The following is a 20,545-nucleotide window of genomic DNA, read 5'->3' as shown; positions in this document are numbered from 1 at the left end:
TATGTCACTGGAACATTTTTTCAGGGATGAGCTGACCTACTTGCGCCTGCAAGGGCGTGAATTCGCCAAGGCGCACCCTGAGCTTACCCGATTTTTGTCAGAACAAACCACGGATCCAGACGTCGAGCGTCTGCTGGAAGGGTTCGCCTTTTTGACAGGGAGCCTGCGGGCGAAGATCGAGGATGAATTTCCGGAACTGACACACGGTCTGCTGGGCATGCTGTGGCCTAATTATCTGCGCCCCGTACCGAGCATGACGATTATGCAGTTTTCGGTACTCCCCGGCGCGATTGCCCAGCCCGCGTTTGTTGAGCGCGGCTGTGAGCTTGATAGTCTGCCGATTGATGATGTGGTTTGCCATTTTCAGACCTGCCACGATGCCTGGATTTATCCAGCGGATATCCGTGAGATCAAGGTACAGAGCGGCAACGATCTGTCCACCATTACGCTGGATATTGGGCTGCATGGCCCGCTATCGCTAAGCGATCTACAACTCGACAAGCTGCGCTTTTATCTGGGCGGTGATACCTATACGGCCTACGAACTCTATTTCTGGATTGCCAGCCAACTGTCGCACATTGAGCTGGAAGTCGATGGTCAGCGCTTCCGTCAGGAAGCCAGCGTGCTGAAAACGGTCGGCTTTGAGCGGGAAGATGCGCTATTGCCGTATCCCGGCAACGTCTATTCTGGCTACCGTATCCTGCAGGAATACTTTTGTTTTCCTGAAAGTTTTCTCTTTTTCCAACTCGCGGACGCGGTATGGCCGGAGCTTCCGCTGACGGTAACGGAATTCCGTCTGCATTTTTGCTTTGACCGCCCGCTGCCGGCGGAGCTGAAGATCCGTCCTGATTCGTTCATGCTCAACTGCGTGCCGGCAATCAATCTCTTCCAGCATGATAGCGAGCCGATCAACCTCAGCGGACGCCAGACGGATTACCCGCTGAAAGCCAGCTACCGCAACGCCGATAGCTTTGAAATCTTCTCTGTGGATAAGGTTGAAGGCTGGGTTGAAGGGAATTCAGGTCGTGCTCGGGGGATTCCACGCACCTATCAGCCTTTTGAGAGCTTTCAGCACCAAATCGAACGTGCCAAAGGACGGCTCGCGCTCTATTACCGTATTCGGGTAAGGGAAGCGGTGAACGGCAACGGGTTTGATCACATGCTCTCTTTTGTGCGTGGTGATGAGCAGGAAGTGATTGATTTAGATGAATCCATCTCGGTCACGCTGACCTGTACCAACCGATCGCGTGCGGCGAAACTGCCTGTTGGGTCGATCTGTGTGCCAACCGGCAATTCGCCGTCTTTCGCGACGTTTCGCAATCTGGTGCGGCCGACGCGACCGCTGCGGCCTGCCATGGATGGCAGCCTGCACTGGACGCTGATCTCCAACCTGTCTCTAAACTATGTGTCGCTGCTGCGGCGCGATGCGCTGGTGCAAATTCTGCGTACTTATGATTTCCCTGCACTGCACGACAAGCAGGCGGAACAAGCCTCGCGTAAGCGTCTGGCAGGGATCGAATCTATCGAAACCACACCGATCGACCGTCTGGTGCAGGGGATGCCGGTTCGCGGCTTGAAATCCATCCTGTCAGTACGGCAATCCGCGTTTTCCAGTGAAGGAGAACTCTATCTGTTTAGTACGGTGCTGGCGCACTTCTTCTCGCTATACGCCAGCGTCAACGCTTTCCACCTGTTGGAAGTGGTCAACATCGATAACAAGGAGCGCTACCGATGGCCGGTACAGATAGGTCAACACTCAATGATGTGACGTTCCGTCAGGATGTCTCACGCTTTAATTTTTTCCAACTGGTGGAGTTACTTAACCAGCTGGAAGGCGTGGATCTGGAACAAGAGCTGGATTTCCGCCCTGAACAGGAACGCCTGCGCTTTCGCTCTACGGCCTCCATCGGTTTTCACCCGAGCGATATCTTGCAGGTGGGACGTGATGAAGATGGCCGTCAGGAGCTGGAAGTCGCGTTTCTTGGCCTGCACGGCAGTCAGTCACCGATGCCCGGTTATTACCTCGAAGAGCTGGCCTGGGAATACGCGCAGGGCGAACAGAAGCTGGGCGTGTTTCTCGACTTTTTTCATCACCGCTTACTCACGCTGCTGCACCGCGCATGGCGCAAATACCGCTATCACGTCCGCTTTCAGAATGAGGGGGAGGATGGATTCTCCCGCCTGATGTTTGCGCTGGTGGGGTTAGGGAATGACGCCGTACGCGACAGCCTGCCGGTTAACCGCGCCAAGATGCTGTCCTACGCCGGGGTGCTCGCCAGCCCCAGCCGCTCCCCGGAAGTGGTCGCGGGCTTAGTTATTCACTGTTTTGACCTGGATGACGTGGCTGTCCTGGCCTGGCAGCACCGTCGCGTGCCCATTCACGAAGGGCAGCAGAACCGCCTGGGCAAAGGAAACATGATGTTGGGCGGTGATTTTGTTATCGGCGACAAAGTGAATGACTGCGCCGGCAAGTTTTTGCTCAAGGTCGGCAATCTCAGCTTTAGCCGCTTTCTCAGCTTCTTGCCCAACGGCGAGCATTTTCAGCCGCTGGTGCGTTTTGTCTCTTTCATTCTTCGCGATCAGTTGGCCTGGGATCTGCGTCTGGGTTTTGCGGAAGGCGAAGCTAAGGGCTTAAGTCTGGGCAGTGAGCAAAGCAGCCGGTTGGGATGGAGCAGCTTTCTCGGGCAGCCGCCCGCGGATCCCTATGTGACGATTTGTGTGCAGGAGTAAATGTGAACGTAACCCATCCACTCACGTTGGTTGTGCTCAACAGTGAGCAGCTCGATATCAATTCTCAGGTGCAGCACCAGTTCGATCACCGTGGTGGCACGCTGGGCGCGTCGGAAAAAGACCAGTGGCAACTGCGGGATCGCCTTGGCTCCGTGGTGCCGGAGCACGCCCGTATCGACATGACCGACGGCTATTTCAGCCTGTGCGATCTGAGCGGTCAGTCTTTTATTAACGGATCGCTGTCGCCGATTGGGCGCGATCGCAAAGTCATTTTGTCGCACGGCGATGAGCTGGTTATCGGGCCTTTCCGGCTGGGCGTTTATATCGGCGATCCCACCACGGAACAGGATATCGATCAGGTATTAGGGCAGGGCACGGTCGATGTGCTGGGCGGCTGGTTAACGGAAGATAAAAAAAAGCGCTCAACGGATCTGGCCGATCCCACGGTGGTGCTGAATGACCCGCTGTGGGCACTACAAAAAGAGCAGAGCCAGCCACTCTTGCCATCAGACAGTGAGACGGCCGGCGCATCGCTCACGACCTCTCTTTCTTCTTTTTCTTCTGCTGAGGACACTATGGATCAGAAATTTGTGGAATTACCGACCATCAACACACCGTACGCGGGAGAAGGGTTGGAGGGCTACAACGATGGCACCTCACTGGCACCGCTGATGCGCGGGCTGGGGCTGTCGCTTCAGCCGGGTGATGATGCACGACTGCGCGAAATGCTGGAAGAAATGGGGAAAAGCCTGCGCGCGATGGTGGAAGGCCTGCTGGCATTGCAGACGGAACAGGCGGCCATGGCGGACACGCATTTACGCCCGATTGAAGATAACCCGTTGCGTCTGGGGCTGGGCTATGCGGATACGCTGTCGGTGCTGTTTGCCGAAGGGAAGAGCCCGGTTCACCTGTCTGCGCCTGCCGCCGTGGAAGAGGTGTTGAACAATGTGCGGGTGCATCACATCGCGAACCAGCAAGCGATTGCCGTAGCGTTGGAAAATATTCTTCAGGCCTTCTCGCCTGCCGCGCTGCTCAGCCGCTTTGAGCACTATCGCCGCAGTGGCGAACCACTGGCGGCCGATGACGGCTGGGCGTGGCAGATGTATCAACACTACTACCGTGAATTAACGTCGCCGCGCCAGCAGGGCTTCCAGAAACTGTTCCATCAGGTGTATGCGCAAGCGTATGACCGTTCCGTGCGTCAACAGCAGGAGCAAAAATAATGCTGCGGGCTCTGTGCTTATGTTCCCTGATGTTCCTGCTGTCGGGGTGTACCACGCTGGGCAAGATGGCGCAGGTGGCGGCGAATCCCGACATTCAGGTAGGCAGTAATAATCATCAGCCTTCTACCGTGGGATTTAGCCTGCTGGCGGAACCGGACGTTAACCCGAATGATAGCGGTGAAGCCGCACCTATCGAATTCCAACTGGTGCTGTTGGCGGAAGATTCGCGTCTGTTAGCCACCGATTACGACCAAATCACGACGGATATCGAAAAAGCGTTAGCCAAGAATTACATCAATCATCAGGACTACACGCTGCTGCCGGGGCAGTTCAAATATCTGCCGCCCGAAGCGCTGGATGAAAAAGTGCACTACCTCGGCGTGGTGGCGCGCTATGCCGATGCGGAAAGCGCAGAGTGGCGCAAAGTCATCAAGCTAAAGAATACCGGGCAGACGTATCAGATCCTCGTGCACCTGCGCAGGGATGAAGTCGAAATCAAAAAAGACCAAGAAGAAGAATAACTATGTCGAGTCGCAATCGCATTATCTGGCGGGAAGGTCTGTTCATTAAACCGCAGCATTTTCAACAACAGCAAAGACACACTGATTACGCACTGCACGCGCGTCTCAGCGCCCTCAGTGACTATTTCTATGGCTTGCAGTCGCTGGCGATTAATGAGGAATACCTCAATTTTGGCCGCATCGCGCTGGTTAATGCCAGCGGGGTGATGCCTGACGGCACCGTGTTCAATATTCCAGGCGACGACGCGCTGCCGCTGCCGCTGGAGATTACCGACGTCGCGCTGGCAAACCAGAAAGTGTATCTGGCGCTGCCGCTGGCGGTGAATGGCGTCAGCGAAGTCGGTCAGCCGGGGCAGGGGATCGCCAGCCGCCTGCAATCGCACCGGCATGACGTGCGCGACCTGCACAGCGACGGCGGCGATATCGTTTCTCTGGAAGTCGGTAAGGTCAGCCTGCGCCTGATGCTCGATCGTGACGATCGCAGCGCCTATGCCTCGCTGGCGATTGCCAACATTCTGGATAAACGCCCTGACGGCGGCTTGATTCTGGATCCGAATTTTATGCCGTGCAGTATCAGCGTCACCGCGATCCCCACCTTAAAACGCTTTTTGGGGGAATCCGCAGGCCTAGTCGCGGAACGCGCGCGCAGTCTGGCACAGCGTATTGCCGCACCGGGACAGCAGGGCGTCGCGGACGTGGCCGAATTTATGATGCTGCAATTGCTTAACCGCGCGCAGCCCAAGCTGTCGCATCTGGCGCGCCTTGGCACGTTGCACCCTGAACGCCTGCACGAAACGCTGGTTGAGCTGTGTGGCGAGCTGATGACGTTTACCGATGAGTCGCGTCTGCCGCCTGAATTCCCCGCCTATCGTCACGAACACCAGCAGGCCAGCTTTGAGCCGCTGATGATGGCGCTGCGTCAGGCGCTGAGTACCGTGCTGTCGCCGCGCGCCGTCTCCATCCAACTGAAGAAGCAGCCGTATGGCGTGATGGTGGCGATGGTTGGCGATGCGGAATTGATGGCCAGCGCCGAGTTTGTCCTGGCGGTGCGTGCGCGTATGCCGCAGGAGCATCTGCGTAAACAGCTGCTGCAACAAACGAAGATCGCCTCCAGCGAGAAGATCCGCGAACTGATCAGCCTGCAATTGCCAGGTATCCCGCTACTGCCGCTGCCGGTTGCGCCGCGCCAACTGCCTTATCACGCGGGTTACAGCTATTTCCAACTGGATAGACAAAGCCCCGCCTGGCAGGTGCTGGTGTCTGGCAACACGCTGGCGTTCCACATTGCCGGCGAATTCCCGGAACTGGATATGCAGCTTTGGGCTATCCGTGGGCAGTAGTAAGGAGAGGAAAAGATGAGCATAGAGGTTATTAAAAACGATCAATTGGGCGATCTGCTTTTTGACCATGCCCGCCAGCTGGATATGGACTCCGATTACTGGTTCCGCCTGCGTGGACAAAGCATTAATCCGATGGTGGATGCGGTCACGCCGCTGCTGGGCATGGTAGAGCGGGTGCGCCAGCTCTCTGCCTATGAGGGTGTGGAAGATCTGTATCAGCGCGTGGTATCTGAAATTCAGGCTATCGAGCAGGAATTACACTCTCATGGCTACGAAAACGGCGTGATCTTGTCGTTCCGCTACATCCTCTGCACCTTCATTGATGAAGCCGTGATGGGACGGGAGTGGGGCGGTCAAAGCATGTGGTCGGCCCATTCTCTGCTGACCCGTTTTCACAATGAGACCTGGGGAGGCGAAAAGGTGTTTGTCCTGCTGGAGAAGCTGCTGGACGACCCTACCCGCTATCGCGACATTCTGGAGTTTATCTACCTCTGCCTCTGTCTGGGTTTTGAAGGGCGCTATCGGGTGATGACGCAAGGGCGTGAAGAACTGAACCGCGTCGTGAACAAGCTACATGACACCCTGCGTCCTGAACCCGCGAATTCGCCGACGGTCTTCCACCTGAATCTGGGGCAGCAAGCCTCGCGCTACCAACTACGCAGACAGGTGTCATTACGCACACTATTTGTCGGCGTGTGTGTGGTCTTGGTGGCCGCCTTCGGCCTGTACCGCTATCAGCTAACTCATCAAACCCAGGACGTACTGCGTCAGCTGGGAGAATTATTACAATAACAGGAGCTACACCGTGATTCGAATTGAACTGCCGACACTGGTTGAACGACTCAACCCCGTGTGCCGTCATATGCTGGAAGAAGCGGCGGCACTCTGTATTCAACATCAGGGTGCGGAAATCCGTATTGAGCACCTGTTGCTGAAAATGCTGGAAACGCCACTGTGCGATGTACGCCAGATCCTTAAGCGTGCGGGCGTGGATGCGGATGAGCTGTCTTCGCTGCTGTTGCCTTCCTCCATGGATAAAGAATTTGATGCGGGTTATCCCTCATTCTCCCCGCTGTTGGTGGAGTGGTTGCAGGATAGCTGGCTGCTGGCCTCGGCTGAATTCCAACATTCACGCCTGCGTAGCGGCATCTTGCTGCTGGTCCTGCTGATGACGCCCAATCGCTATGTGGCTGGCGCAGTATCCCGCCCGCTGGCGCAGATTAACCGTGAGCTTTTACGCCAGCAGTTTGATGAGTGGGTGAAGGATTCGGTGGAAACGGAAGTCGCGGTGCAGTCTGCCACGGCCGAACAGGCTGCTGCGGCGAACACGCAGCTCTCTCGCTATACCCAAAACGTGACGGAATCCGCCCGGCAGGGGCAACTGGATCCGGTGCTGTGCCGCGACCATGAAATCGATCTGATGATCGACATTCTCTCTCGTCGTCGTAAAAACAACCCGATTGTGGTCGGGGAAGCAGGCGTCGGTAAAAGTGCGCTGATCGAAGGATTGGCGCTGCGCATCGTGGCCGGTGCCGTGCCGGAAAGACTGCGGGATGTGGAACTGCTCACGCTCGATTTGGGAGCGATGCAGGCCGGTGCCTCGGTGAAAGGCGAATTTGAGAAACGCTTCAAAGGCGTGATGCAGGAAGTGAAAGATTCACCGCGCCCTATCATTCTGTTTATTGATGAAGCGCATACGCTCATCGGGGCAGGCAATCAGGCGGGTGGGCTGGACGTTTCCAACCTGCTCAAGCCTGCACTGGCGCGCGGTGAACTGCGCACTATCGCGGCCACGACCTGGAGCGAATACAAAAAATACGTCGAGAAGGACGCCGCGCTTTCCCGCCGTTTCCAGCTCGTCAAAGTCGGTGAACCGAATGCGGAAGAAGCCACGGTTATCCTGCGTGGGCTGCGCGGCATCTATGAAAAGGCGCACGGTGTTCTGATTGATGAAGATGCGCTTCAGGCGGCGGCACAGCTGTCGGCCCGCTATATCTCCGGTCGCCAACTGCCCGATAAAGCCATCGACGTGCTGGATACGGCCAGCGCGCGCGTGGCGATTAACCTGACGACGCCACCGCGTGCGGTCAGCCAGCTACAAACCCGCCTGCATCAGCAGGAGATGGAAATTACCCAGCTTGAGCGTCAGGCGCGTATTGGTCTGGGCAATACCGAAGAACGATTAGCTGAACTGCGTGATGCACGCGAAGCCGGTACGGTACAGCTGGCACAGCTGGAAGCCGACTGGCAGCAGCAGAAAACACAGGTTCAGCGTGTGATTGAACTGCGTACGGCGCTGCTGGATGAAGAGCAGTCTGTCGATTTTGATGCGGTGTCAGCCGCGGCGGAACTGGCAGCCTGTGAACAGGCGCTGGAAGCGCTGCAACAGTCCTCGGTACTGGTCTCTCCTCACGTTGATAAAACGCAGATTGCGGCCGTTATTGCCGAGTGGACGGGCGTGCCGCTGAACCGCATCTCACAGAGTGAAATGGATGTCGTCACGCGCCTGCCTGAATTCCTGGGGGATTTAATTAAAGGGCAGCAGTTGGCGATTGCTCAATTGCATAAACACCTGCTGACTGCGCGTGCGGATCTTCGACGTCCGGGGCGTCCGCTGGGGGCTTTCCTGCTGGTAGGGCCGAGCGGCGTGGGTAAAACGGAAACCGTGCTCCAGATTGCCGACTTGATGTTTGGCGGACGCAACTATCTGACCACCATCAATATGTCGGAATATCAGGAAAAACATACGGTTTCACGCCTGATCGGTTCACCGCCGGGCTATGTCGGGTTTGGTGAAGGCGGCGTGTTAACCGAAGCCATCCGCCAGAAACCGTATTCCGTGGTGCTGCTGGATGAAGTGGAGAAGGCGCACCCGGATGTCCTGAACCTGTTCTATCAGGCGTTTGATAAAGGTGAACTCGCCGATGGTGAAGGCCGGGTGATCGACTGCCGCAACGTAGTGTTCTTCCTGACGTCCAACCTCGGGTTCCAGACGATTGTGAACTACGCCGAGCAGTCGGATGTGTTGCTGGATGCGCTTTACCCTGAGCTGGCGGCCTTCTTCAAACCCGCACTTTTGGCGCGTATGGAAGTCATTCCTTACCTGCCGCTGGCGCATGACACCATGGTTGAGATCGTACAAGGCAAACTGTCGCGTCTGGTGTCCCTGCTGCAACAGCGCTTTGGGGCGGAAGTCATCATTGAGAACGAGGTGCCGGAAGAGATTCTGCGGTTGGCGAATCGCAGTGAAAACGGCGCGCGTATGCTCGAATCGGTGATTGATGGCGCCTTGCTGCCACCTGTTTCGCTACAGCTGCTGCAACGCATGTCTGCGGGTGAGCCTGTCAGCCGTATTCATTTCCGCGTCGAAGCCGGCCAGTTCCAGACTGAGGTTGAGGGCTGAGTATGCAACATGCCCTCGAAGTGGCGCTTGCACTCACCCGACAGCATGACGAGGCCGGTCTGTGCGACTGGCTGCTGGAGACGATGCAGGACGCCTGGCAGCCTCAAGGGATGCTACTGGGTATGGTGGATGTCAGCGGCAGGCAACTGACCTGCCAGGGGCGAGTGCATGAAACGCCGGTGGCGCTGAGTCTGGGCGTGGATGACTTTAGCCACCCACTGGCTTATGCGCTGCATAAGAATCAGGCGCGCACCTGGGATTCTCTCTATGGTGGTGCCCGCATTGAGCACCGTGAATTTCGGCAGATGCTGGTTTCTGTCGGGACGAACTGCGGGCTGCATGCGTTACCGCTGCTGTCGGAGAGCGGTAAACCGCTGGCAGTGCTGGCGCTGCTGGATACGCCGACGCGCCTGCAAACGCTGCATCAGCGCGGCGAGTGCGAGCGGCTGGCGCAGGTGTTTTGCCGTCAGCTTATGCTGCTGCGTGAGCTGGCGCATACCCGACGGGAGCAGGTCGCGCTGAGAGATTCACTTCGCCAGATTAAGGATGAGGGGCAAAGCCGTCGCGAGCAGGAAACGCGAGTGGAAGCCACGCTGATTGGTCGATCTGTCGTCATTAAAGAGCTGCATCAGCAGATTTATCAGGCGGCAAAACACCGTCTTTCGGTGCTGATTCAGGGCGAAACCGGTTCAGGGAAAGATGTGGTCGCGCGTCTGCTGCATCAGTGTTCCGAACGCGCCGGCAAGCCCTTTATTGCCATCAACTGCGCGGCGATCCCGGAAAACCTGATTGAAAGCGAGCTGTTTGGCTACCAAAAAGGCGCGTTCTCCGGCGCACAAAGCAACAAGATTGGTCTGGTCGAGCAGGCTAACGGCGGAACTCTGTTTTTGGATGAAGTCGGCGATATGCCGCAGTCCATGCAGGCCAAGCTGTTAAGAGTGCTGGAAACGCATAGCTTCCGTCCCCTCGGTGCGGAGAAAGAAGTGCATTCCGATTTCCGCCTGATTGCCGCGACCCATCAGCCGCTGGAACAGCAGGTGTCTGACGGCGTATTTCGGCAGGATCTCTATCATCGTCTTTGCCAGTGCCTGTTGCAGGTCGCCCCGCTGCGCGAGCGGCCGGACGATATTCGTCTGCTGTGCGAGCACTTCATCGGTCAATTTGCAGATAAACAGCAAAAGCACGTTGGGCCGTTGAACCGTGCTTTCCTGCGCCAACTGGTGGCGTACGACTTTCCCGGCAATGTGCGGGAACTGCGCAATCTGCTGGAAGTCGCCTGCGCGCATACGCCGGACGGTGAGGCGCTGTCTCTGTCATCGCTGCCGCCGGAACTGCGCGAGCGGCTGACGAGCAGCCCGCCTGAAGAGCAGGATCGCTATCAGCACATCCACGATTTGCGTATTGCCACACAGCGCTATGAAGCGGCTGTCATTGAGGCACGCTTGCGCCAGTTTCAGGGCAACCGCCTGCTGGTGGCCGATAGCCTCAATATCCCTAAACGCACTCTCGACCACAAATGCCAGAAGCTGGAGGTAAATTGATGTTTCTGACGATGGCACCCCTATTGTTGGCAACCGCTGCGACGCCCGATCCCGCCTGGCAGTCGTTATGGGAGCAGTGCCGCAATGAGACGGCTGCTGAGCTCCGGCTGGCCTGTTATGACGCGCTGGGGCGGGAAGCGGAACGCAGCGGCACGCTGTCCCCACAGCGTGATAACGCCGCGACGGGCGGAACGTTTCAACTGGGACGTGAAGCCGACAGCGGCGATATGACGCTCACCCGCGTGCTGGCCGATGGCAATACGCTGGTGATCAGCTGCGCCAGCAATATTACGCATTTGCGCTTAACGCTCAGCGAACCCTGGGCAGGTGAGTCCGTCACATCCCAGCTCGATGGTGTGACGGTGTCCGATAGCTGGTTTATCCGCAATCGCGGACTGCTGCTGGAGTCGGGACGCGGCCTGCCCGCGATTGATGCGTTAAAGCGCTGGATTGGGCATCGCGAACTGGTGCTTAACGGTGCAGACGGTCACGCGCTGCGTATCGAACTCGCCGGGCTGGGCGACGCATTAGCGCCGCTGCGCCAGCAGTGTCACTGGTAAAGGAGGCGTTCATGCATGCACACCCCTGGTGTAAACGCCTGCAAACCTCGTTGCCGGATGAGATGTTGCGCGCGGCGGTATTGCCGGACGACCCGCTCTGGGAAAAGGTCGAAACGGAGCTGGTCAAGCTCGGATCGCTGGCGCATAACCAGGTCGATCTTAACGTGGTGGCGGGTTACTGCCTGACCTTGCTGGAAAGCAAAACCAAAGACATGCGGGTACTGGTGCAGCTATTGCGCTGCTTGCAGCACCCGGCCAAAGCGACACCATTTTCTACTGCCCTAATGCTGCTGGACAGCTGGCTGGAAAGTTACTGGGTGCCCGCGTGGCCTGCCAGTCCGGTTCAGAAACAGAAGTTGATGATCCAGATTGTTCGGCGTTTTGAGAGCGCGCTGCCCCGTATTGCAGAAAGTGCATCCAGCGCAGAGCTGGAGCAATTGCAGCAGTTAACGGAGCAGGTGGCGACCCGCTGGGGCGAACTGGCCAGTGACAAAGCGGCGCTGATGGATGAACTGGTGCAGGGCGTTAAGCGTGCCAGACAGCGGCAGCAGGTGCAGGAACAGGCGAATCAGACGGCAAAACCGACTCCGGCAGCCAGCAGCAGTGGAGGCGTGGGCGGGAGTGAAACCAGCGCCAGCGCGGCCTCGACGCCCGTCAGTTCGGTGGAAATTAATTCATCCGATGAACGCGGCTGGCGGCAAACGCAGCTGAACGTCGCAGCGCTGCTGGTTGAGCGTCATCCCGATTCACCGATGGGCTACCGTCTGCGCCGCCACGCTATCTGGTCTGGCATTGCCACACCGCCGATGTCGTCCAAAGGAAATAAAACCCAGCTGGCACCCGTCTCGTCAGACCGCGTGGATGAATACCAAAGTGCGCTGGCGCAGGCTGATTTGGCGCTGTGGGAACGCATAGAACAAAGTCTGGTGCTGGCTCCTTACTGGTTTGATGGCCACATGCTGTCCGCCTCGGTGGCCTCACGGTTGGGACATGCTTCTGTCGCGACGGCGATTGCCGAGGAGCTTTCTGCGTTTATTCAGCGCTTGCCGGAGCTGCGTGAACTGGCGTTCAGCGATGGCGCGCCCTTTTTGACTGGGAAGTGTAGCCAGTGGTTGCAGTCCAGCCAGCCCGTTCGCGGCGGCGGTGGGGCGCGGCAGGACGATCTGGCAACGGAGGCAGCGGCCTGTCGGGATGAGAAAGGGATTGGGGCGGCGATGCAGCTATTGGATGAACGCATGCGTCGCCTGAAAGAACCACGCGACCGCTTTTATGCCGAGTTGGTACTGGCGGATTTACTCGCCGAAGAAGGGATGAAATCACTGGCAGCACAGCACTATCAGCACATGTGGCAGGAAAGCCAACAATTGGGCCTGATGCAATGGGAACCGGGAATGGTCAGCCGCGTGGAGCGGTTGGCGGCATCCCGCAAAAAATAAGACATTCGGAGTGAATGGTCACTTATGTTTAAAACAATCATAACCTTTCTACGCAAGCAGTTGCCTAAACTTAAACCCTCCTGGTTACTTTTGGGCGTGCTGCTGTGGGTCGTCGTGTTGGTTCTGGCCTGGTGGCTGGGGCCGCGTTTGACGGTGGGCGAGTCGCGTCCGTTGCAGGGAATCTGGGGCCGCGTGGTGTTCACGCTGGTTTGGCTGTGGCTGGCGTTCTCCTACAGCGCCTGGCTGGTCTGGCGTCGTGTGCAGCAGATGCGGGCGGAGCGTCATGAGCAGCAGGTGATTGAACAGGATCCCTTGCAGGTGTATGTCGACAGTCAGCAAACGTTTCTCGATCGCTGGCTGGAGGCGTTTCAGACCCAATTGGGTAAACGCGCGCTGTACGCGATGCCCTGGTATCTGACGATTGGTCTGGCTGGCAGCGGGAAAAGTAGCCTGATCCATCGCGCTAATCCGGCAAACAAAATGAATCCGAAGCTGGATGCGGAGCTGCGAGACGTGGCGGCAGGCCAGCAGGTGAGCAGTTGGGTCGGCGAATCCGCGGTGATTTGGGACCCAAGCGGACAGCTACTTGCCCAGCCTGAGCTGGAAGGCGATTCGCTCGGACAACGCCATGCTCGACTGTGGCAGCACCTGTTGCAGTGGCTCAGTGAAAATCGCCGCCGCCAGCCGCTCAACGGTCTGGTGCTTACGCTGGATATCTCCTGGCTGGCGCAGGCTGGCGTCGCCGATCGCAAAGCCTACGCGCAGGTGATGCGCGCCCGCTTGCAGGAAATTTCCGTCAACATTAATACGCGCTTACCGGTGTATATCGCGCTGACCCGGCTGGATATGCTGAGCGGCTTCGATAAGGTCTATCGCCAGTTGAACCGCGAGGCGCGTCAGGCCGTATTAGGGGTGACGTTTACGCCGCAGGCGAGCAACAGCAAAGGCTGGTTAGAAGAGCTGGAGCGCTTCTGGGACGAGTGGGTCACGCACCTGAATGACAACCTGCCGGATATGCTGCTGACGCAATCCGACAGAAGCGTGCGCAATTCGCTGTTCTCGTTCGTTCGCCAGTTGGCTGGGGTGAAAGACTACGTGATGGAAGTGCTGACGGAAACGTTAGCGACGGGCGAGGATCGGGCGTTCCTGATCCGCGGCGTCTACGTCAGTTCGGTCTACCAACAAGGGGTGCCGTTCGATGCCTTTGCGCAATCGGCTTCCCGCCGTTATCAACTGCCAGAGCCGATTAACCCTGCGCTGCGCGGTGAATCCAATACGTTCTTTGTGCAGCGTCTCTTCCCTGACGTCATTTTCCCTGAGGCCAGTCTGGCGGGGGAAAACCGGCTGCATAGCCTCTATCGTCGGCGTCGGCTGAGTATCGGCGTGGGCTGCATGCTGCTCGCCAGTCTGGCGCTGATTGGCAGCTGGCACCATTTCTATCGGGTCAATGAAGAGGCGGGACGTAACGTCCTGACGAAAGCGCAGGCCTTTATCGGCACCAATGAGCTGGAAGGCCAGCAGGGCTACGGCTATCAGCAGTTGCCGCGTCTGAATTTGATTCGCGATGCGACCTTATCGTTTGGTAATTACCACGAGCGCACGCCGCTGCTGGCCGATCTTGGCCTGTATCAGGGCGACAAGATTGGGCCTCATGTTGAAGGCACCTATCTGCAAATGCTGAATCAGCGCTTTCTCCCGGCGGTGATGCAAGGGTTGCTGGAAGATCTGAATCAGGCTCCGGCCAATAGTGAGCAAAAGCTGACGATTCTGCGCGTGATGCGGATGCTGGATGATGCGTCAGGGCGCAATAAAGCGCTGGTCGAACAGTTTATGGCGCAGCGTTGGCAGAAGGCATTTCCCGGACAGGGCAACGTGCAGGAACAGCTGATGCAGCATCTGGATTACGCCCTTGAGCACACCGATTGGCACAAGGCACGTGAGCAGAAAGACGCGGTAGCGATCAGCACGTTCGCGCCATTTAATGGGCCGATTACGCTGGCCCAGCAGGAACTGAGCAAGCTGCCGATGTATCAGCGCGTTTACCAGAGTCTGGTGATGAAGGCGACGCAGGTGCTGCCGCCGGATTTAGCGATTCGTGACGAAGTCGGGCCGACCTTTGACCCGGTGTTTTCTCTGCGTAATGACAAAGCGGGAAGCGTGCCTCGGCTGCTGACGTATCCCGGTTTTAGTGATTATTACCTCAAGCAGGACAAAGCGCTGTTAGAGCTGACGGCACTGGACGCCTGGGTGCTGGGACAGCGTGAGCGCGCGCAGTTCAGCGAGGCCGATCGGCGGGAAATTCTGCGTCAGGTGAATGACCGCTACATTACGGATTACATCAACCAGTGGCAGAAAGTGCTGGCGAACATTGATGTGCAGACGCTCGATACGCCGGAGCAGGCGCTCGATATCCTCACGGATATTACCGGCAACGATCAGCCTTTCCAGCGTGTGCTGACTACGGTCAGTGACAACACCCGTATCCGTAAACTGTCCGATGATGATAACGATACCGCGCAGAGTATTAACACGCGTACTGGTCGTCCGTTTATGACTATCAATGCGGCGCTGAGCGGACGCGGTGAGCAGGGGCCGCTGGTGCAAGAGGTCAATCAGAAGTTGACGGATCTCTATCACTATCTCGATCAGATCGTTAACGCGACCGATCCGGGACAGGCGGCGTTGAAAGCGGTGCAGGCGCGGCAGGGAAATAAATTTGCCGATCCGGTATTCGCCTTACAGCAATACGCCCGCAGCCTTCCCGCGCCGCTGGATCGCTGGGTAGGACAATTAGCCGGAGAGAGCGCGAGTCTGGTGACCGGGCTGGCGATGTCGTCGCTGAATCAGGAATGGCTGGATAAGGTCGTCACGCCATTCAATGAGAAGCTGGCGGATCGTTACCCCTTCGACCCGTCATCGAACAAGGATGTGCCGCTATCGGAAATGGAAATGTTCTTCATGACTGGCGGGACGCTGGACAGCTTCTATCAAACCAACCTCAAGGCGATGATGGAGAGCGGCATGCTGGAGGAAGGCATGGCATCACCTCTGCAGGCAGAGCTGGTGAAACAGCTTGAACGCGCTACCCGCATCCGCCAGACCCTGTTTAATGCGCAGGGCAGCCTGGAAGTGCATTTCGTTCTGGAACCGCTGGAACTGACGGCGAACAAGCGCCGCAGCGTACTCAATTTGGATGGACAACTGCTGGAATACAGCCACGGCCGTCGCCAGAAAACGCCGCTGGTGTGGCCAAACAGTATGCGCGACGGTGCCGAAAGCAAGCTGACGCTGGTGCCGGACGATCGTGAGCGTTCACCGCGCAGCCTGAGCTTTAGCGGGCCGTGGGCGATGTTCCGCTTAATCAATAGCGATCAGTTGACTCAGGTGAATGAGAACACCTTTGACGTGCGCTTCTCGCTGGAAAACGGCGCGATGACGTATCGCGTGTATACCGATGCCAGCCATAACCCGTTTGCCGGTGGTCTGTTCAGCCAGTTCACGCTGCCTGACTCGCTTTATTAATTTAACTCTCGGGAGCCTGCTGCTCAGGCTCCCTATTGCTGGATGATGTGATATGCAAGATGCACAACAGGCCCTGAAAGTCGGCCGCGATCCACGGATGCTGCCGGAGTTTGACGCACTTCGGGCGGAAATTAACAAGTTGAGTCACGCGTCTCGCCCTGACGTGGACTGGATGCTGGTGCACGATATGGCCACCACCATCTTTGAAAAGCAGGGCGTGGATCTCCAGACCGCGATTTACTTTACGCTGGCACGTTCACGGCTGGCGGGATTGACCGGCTTCACGGAAAGCTGTGAGTTTCTGGCGAATTTGATCGTGACGCAGTGGGATAACTTCTGGCCGCCGGTGCATCAGGAACGGGCGCGTATCGAGATGCTGGACTGGTTTATTGCTCGCATCAGCGAAGTGGTGCGGCAGTACGCCATCAGCCATGAACACAAGCGGCTGGTTTACCGTTGCGAACGCGCGCTGCAATTGATGAGTGAAAAGCTGCACAACTCGGGGCTGAGCCGCATACCTCGCGTCGAGAATTTGCTGCACTTCGTCGAAGGCTATACCCATTTGTTTGATGAAACCGAGATTGTCATTGTGTCGGACGATCAGGAACTGAAAAAGCAGGATATGCAGATTCCACCCATGGTGTTCTTTCATTCAGACATGGAGCCGGGTGCGACGGTGCAAAGCAGTGGTTCATCAGGCTCGGGTCAGGCTGCTCTGCCTGCGGGCAGCATTCTCATCGGACGGGAGAAAGGGCAAATGAAACCGACGGTATTGAAGATTGAGGCGCATAAAAAGCAGAAGCCCGCGTGGTTTTGGTTTGTCTCCGGGCTGCTGACCTGTGCGCTGCCTGTCGCGGCCATTACAGGCTGGCAGTATTGGCAGGAACAGAAAGCTGATGCGCTGGCGCTATTGCAACAGCCGGCGTATGCGTTGCCTGCTGCCCCCGACCATAATGACATTCGCCGGGTGCGTATTGCGCTGGGCGAGCAGAAATTGCAAGGCATGGAAGGTGAGCTGATTAACCGCTATCAGGCACAGCTGGAACAGGTAAAAAATGCGTCGCCGTTCTATCTGTATGAATACGGAAATGGCTTGAAAAACGTGATGCAGCAGCTCTATCCCGACTCGCTGGCGGTGAAAGAGATGGAACGCCAGTGGCAGATTGCGCTTGAACGTCAGCAGGGCGATGAACCAAAAACACGCGGGTACGAACAGGCCCGTGCCAGAGTCAACGACACGTTGCAGCAACTGCTGGAACTGGAGCGGCAGCGGCGGACGGTGACGATTTCCTACCTGAAATCAAAGCTCTACGATATGCAAAAAGACCTGATATCGGACGTTCCCTTTGGGATACGGCTGCGGGAGCTTGAGGCGCGTAAAACCAGGAACCAGTCGCTGACGCCTGCGGAGCTACGTGCGATGGAAGACGAACTGCGCGCCTTCAACGTTCGCTTGTACCGTTTGCAGCAGGGTAATTCTGCCAGCTGATTATCGCGAAGGGAAAAACGCTGAGCACATGATGAAATACAAAAAATTAGTGATAGTCCTGTCGGCCTGTTGGCTGGCGTCATGTCAGATGCCGGTCACATCGCTGTCTGAAACGGAACTCGCGACGTCGGCGAATCGGGGAAACGGTGAGGCGCAATATCAGTTGGCAAAGACGCTAGCCGCGCGCTCGCAGTACACCGAGGCGATGCAGTGGATGCAGAAGGCATCTGGCCTGTCTGAACTTCCCGCTAATGCGGAAATGCGCGCGGCCGCCGCACTTCAGGTTGGCGACTGGTATCAGGCCGGGCTGGGCGCGCCCAAGAACAGCCCGTCAGCCCGCCAGTGGTGGACAACGTCCTCACGTCTGGGAAATGGCGAAGCGGGACATCGGCTCGGTATGGACTGTCAGGTTCAGCATCAGGGAAAGCTGGTTGCGGCCTGCCTGAACGCATTTGAATCCTCTGCGGCAAATGGTTATCCCCCCGCGCAACTGATTGTTGCCCAGTGGCACGCGACGCATGCGGGGGGCGAAAAAGAGGCCGTGTCGTGGCTGCTGAAAGCCTCTGAGCTCGGCAATCGGGATGCGCAGTATCAGCTGGCGCAGCGCTATGAGCAGGGTAAAGGTGTGGTTATCCGTCGCGATCTGGCTGAGCGCTGGTATTTCCGTGCGGCGACGCTGGGTCAGGCACAGGCGCAGCTGTGGATGGCGCGGCACGAAGACGGCGAAAATGCGCTGAACTGGTATCAAAAGTCCGCGTCATCAGGTGATGCCGAAGCACAGCTTTGGTTGGGCAAGGCATACCGTGAAGGTAAGCGCTTACCTTGGGATGAGCAAAAAGCGCGTTATTGGCTGGAGCGTGCTGCGTCTGGCGGATCGGGTGAGGCCGATTATTTACTCAGCCAGAGCCAGACAACCCATGAAAAGCGCGAACAGTATCTGGTTCAGGCTTCCTCTGCGGGCTATATTCGGGCGCAACGTGAGCTGGGTGAGCGATTATTTACAGCGAACGAGTTCGTGCGTGCGCGTGAAGAATATGCCAAAGCGGCATCAGCAGGAGACACGGAATCCCGTCTGGCCTATGGCGAGATGCTACGGCTGGGACAAGGCGGCAAAGAGGATTATGTCGAGGCGATGAAACAGTACCGTCTGGCGGCGAATGACGGTAACCGCATGGCGCAGTACCGTATGGGGATGATGCGTCAGGATGGGCTGGGTGCCTCCCGCAATCGTATTCATGCTTACGCCTGGTATGCGATGGCAGCGACGGAGGGGATGAGCGAAGCCATTCATGCGCGTAACGATCTGGAAGCGACTATGCAGCCGGATGAAATCAAAGCCGGACAGCGGTTGGCGATGCACTGGTCATCGGGAAAAACAGAGTAATGCGTGGTGGTTGTTCGTTAGTGCTCACTTGCGGATAGGCAACCGCTGAGAGTAAATCGTTAAAGCAGAGCCGACAGCGCGTTGCGATCTGACTGGAACGTCGTCGCATAAATAAGTCGTGGCAATAAACAGGCGGGTGTTGCGTGATAGCAACACCCGTTTTTTGTTTTTATGACTCTTTTCATTACTCTTTTATTACGGGATGTCCTGACTTTGCCATTCCTGTTTTTCATAAAAAACGTAAGTGACCGCTTACTATTATTGTTATGACAATGAGTGATTTATCGCCAAACATAGTTTTTTGCTATTAATAAGCACGGTTTCTATCGGTTATTCATTTCATTAATTCATCGCTAACGCAAACTTTCAGAATAACTGCGCATTCTGCGCAACTTCTTGCTCACTTTCTGGTGTAAATCACTTTTTGCGCAATGTCTGCAAACGATTCGCGAGGTCTGCGCAACTTCTTGCTCAAATTTTACTTAGGGGAAATTTTAGTTAGGTGAATTTCTTTATAAAACATGAAGATAAATTTTGGCATGTGAATTGCTATACAGACGGTGAAGTTACTCATTCTGTTCAATAACTCATTCCGTTCAACAACAAGGAGCAAGACTATGCCAACTCCATGCTATATCAGCATCGAAGGTAAAACTCAGGGCAACATTACTGCAGGTGCTTTCACTTCTGATTCTGTCGGCAACATCTATGTGGAAGGCCACGAAGACGAAATGCTGGTTCAGGAATTCAAACACATCGTCACCGTACCGACCGACCCACAGTCTGGTCAGCCGTCTGGCCAACGTGTGCACAAGCCGTTCAAATTCACCGTCGCGCTGAACAAAGCGGTTCCGCTGATGTACAACGCCCTGGCGTCTGGCGAAATGCTGCCGACCGTGACCCTGAAATGGTACCGCACGTCGGTTGAAGGTAAGCAAGAACACTTCTTCTCTACCGTGTTGACTGACTCCACCATCGTGGACATCGACTGCAAAATGCCACACTGCCAGGACCCATCAAAACTGGACTACACCCAGTTGATCGAAGTGTCGCTGGCCTACCGCAAAATCGATTGGGAGCACACCGTTGCCGGGACTTCCGGCTCCGATGACTGGCGTGCACCGGTCGAAGCGTAATTCCCTCCGAACCCGGGCTTGTCCCGGGTTTTCTGCGTTTTTCTCAACGCGATGCTTTATCAACATGAACTGTGGTGTGAGCAGACTCAGACCACAGCGCAGGTTTTTATTTTAATCAGGATAGCGACGTGCCGCTCCGGGAAAACCCGAGGCGTGCGGTAGCCATGGCAACGGCGAAGGAAGAAGGAGAGGACGGGTGGCAAACAGTACAGGATTACAGTTCACCGTAAAGGTCGGTGCCCTGGAAGCAGGCACTTTCG

14 protein-coding genes are annotated in these 20,545 nt (G+C 56.8%); all 14 read left to right on the top strand.

The window, feature by feature from the left end; all coding sequences use genetic code 11:
• Nucleotide 1 precedes the first annotated feature (1 nt).
• The 14 genes from tssF to ACIPUG_RS18690 all read left to right on the top strand — a co-directional run bounded on the left by tssF (nt 2) and on the right by ACIPUG_RS18690 (nt 20,285).
• Complete coding sequence (tssF, locus tag ACIPUG_RS18755; RefSeq protein ID WP_039467471.1) at nt 2–1,768, top strand: type VI secretion system baseplate subunit TssF; 1,767 nt, start codon at nt 2–4, stop codon at nt 1,766–1,768.
• Nucleotides 1,732–2,730, top strand: a complete 999-nt coding sequence (gene tssG, locus ACIPUG_RS18750; protein ID WP_014916355.1) for a type VI secretion system baseplate subunit TssG — start codon at nt 1,732–1,734, stop codon at nt 2,728–2,730. The genes tssF and tssG overlap by 37 nt, the downstream gene beginning before the upstream one ends.
• A 2-nt stretch (nt 2,731–2,732) precedes the next feature.
• On the top strand, nt 2,733–3,953 hold the full coding sequence (gene tagH / locus ACIPUG_RS18745; RefSeq protein ID WP_039499940.1) for a type VI secretion system-associated FHA domain protein TagH: 1,221 nt from the start codon (nt 2,733–2,735) through the stop codon (nt 3,951–3,953).
• Nucleotides 3,953–4,474 carry a type VI secretion system lipoprotein TssJ gene (tssJ, locus tag ACIPUG_RS18740; RefSeq protein WP_039499938.1) on the top strand — a complete coding sequence of 174 codons (522 nt, stop codon included), beginning with the start codon at nt 3,953–3,955 and terminating at the stop codon, nt 4,472–4,474. Before tagH ends, tssJ begins: the two co-directional genes overlap by 1 nt.
• Nucleotides 4,475–4,476: 2 nt before the next feature.
• Nucleotides 4,477–5,814, top strand: a complete 1,338-nt coding sequence (tssK, locus tag ACIPUG_RS18735) for a type VI secretion system baseplate subunit TssK (protein ID WP_010282513.1) — start codon at nt 4,477–4,479, stop codon at nt 5,812–5,814.
• Between the two features lie 15 nt (nt 5,815–5,829).
• Nucleotides 5,830–6,606, top strand: coding sequence for a type IVB secretion system protein IcmH/DotU (icmH, locus tag ACIPUG_RS18730; protein WP_010282512.1), 777 nt, complete (start codon nt 5,830–5,832; stop codon nt 6,604–6,606).
• A 13-nt stretch (nt 6,607–6,619) separates the two neighbouring features.
• Nucleotides 6,620–9,217 (top strand): type VI secretion system ATPase TssH, encoded by a 2,598-nt coding sequence (gene tssH, locus ACIPUG_RS18725; protein WP_400339671.1) that lies wholly within the window; start codon nt 6,620–6,622, stop codon nt 9,215–9,217.
• A 2-nt stretch (nt 9,218–9,219) separates the two neighbouring features.
• On the top strand, nt 9,220–10,758 hold the full coding sequence (locus ACIPUG_RS18720; RefSeq protein WP_400339668.1) for a sigma-54 interaction domain-containing protein: 1,539 nt from the start codon (nt 9,220–9,222) through the stop codon (nt 10,756–10,758).
• Nucleotides 10,758–11,318 carry a type VI secretion system-associated protein VasI gene (gene vasI / locus ACIPUG_RS18715; protein ID WP_039530140.1) on the top strand — a complete coding sequence of 187 codons (561 nt, stop codon included), beginning with the start codon at nt 10,758–10,760 and terminating at the stop codon, nt 11,316–11,318. The genes ACIPUG_RS18720 and vasI overlap by 1 nt, the downstream gene beginning before the upstream one ends.
• Nucleotides 11,319–11,329: 11 nt before the next feature.
• Nucleotides 11,330–12,754, top strand: coding sequence for a type VI secretion system protein TssA (gene tssA, locus ACIPUG_RS18710; protein WP_400339665.1), 1,425 nt, complete (start codon nt 11,330–11,332; stop codon nt 12,752–12,754).
• 24 nt (nt 12,755–12,778) lie between these two features.
• Nucleotides 12,779–16,276, top strand: a complete 3,498-nt coding sequence (gene tssM, locus ACIPUG_RS18705; protein WP_039288434.1) for a type VI secretion system membrane subunit TssM — start codon at nt 12,779–12,781, stop codon at nt 16,274–16,276.
• 52 nt (nt 16,277–16,328) lie between these two features.
• Complete coding sequence (locus ACIPUG_RS18700) at nt 16,329–17,765, top strand: VasL domain-containing protein (RefSeq protein ID WP_039467451.1); 1,437 nt, start codon at nt 16,329–16,331, stop codon at nt 17,763–17,765.
• Nucleotides 17,766–17,793: 28 nt separating this feature from the next.
• Nucleotides 17,794–19,149: a tetratricopeptide repeat protein gene (locus ACIPUG_RS18695; protein WP_094369864.1), complete on the top strand. Its 1,356-nt coding sequence runs from the start codon at nt 17,794–17,796 to the stop codon at nt 19,147–19,149.
• A gap of 617 nt (nt 19,150–19,766) precedes the next feature.
• Nucleotides 19,767–20,285: an Hcp family type VI secretion system effector gene (locus ACIPUG_RS18690; protein WP_014916345.1), complete on the top strand. Its 519-nt coding sequence runs from the start codon at nt 19,767–19,769 to the stop codon at nt 20,283–20,285.
• Nucleotides 20,286–20,545 lie beyond the last annotated feature (260 nt).

The sequence above is a fragment of the Pectobacterium sp. CHL-2024 genome (genome assembly GCF_044751765.1).
In the GTDB taxonomy this organism is placed as follows: domain Bacteria; phylum Pseudomonadota; class Gammaproteobacteria; order Enterobacterales; family Enterobacteriaceae; genus Pectobacterium; species Pectobacterium brasiliense.
The sequence above is the reverse complement of the archived record's forward strand: the minus strand, read 5'-3'. Positions and strand labels throughout refer to the sequence as shown.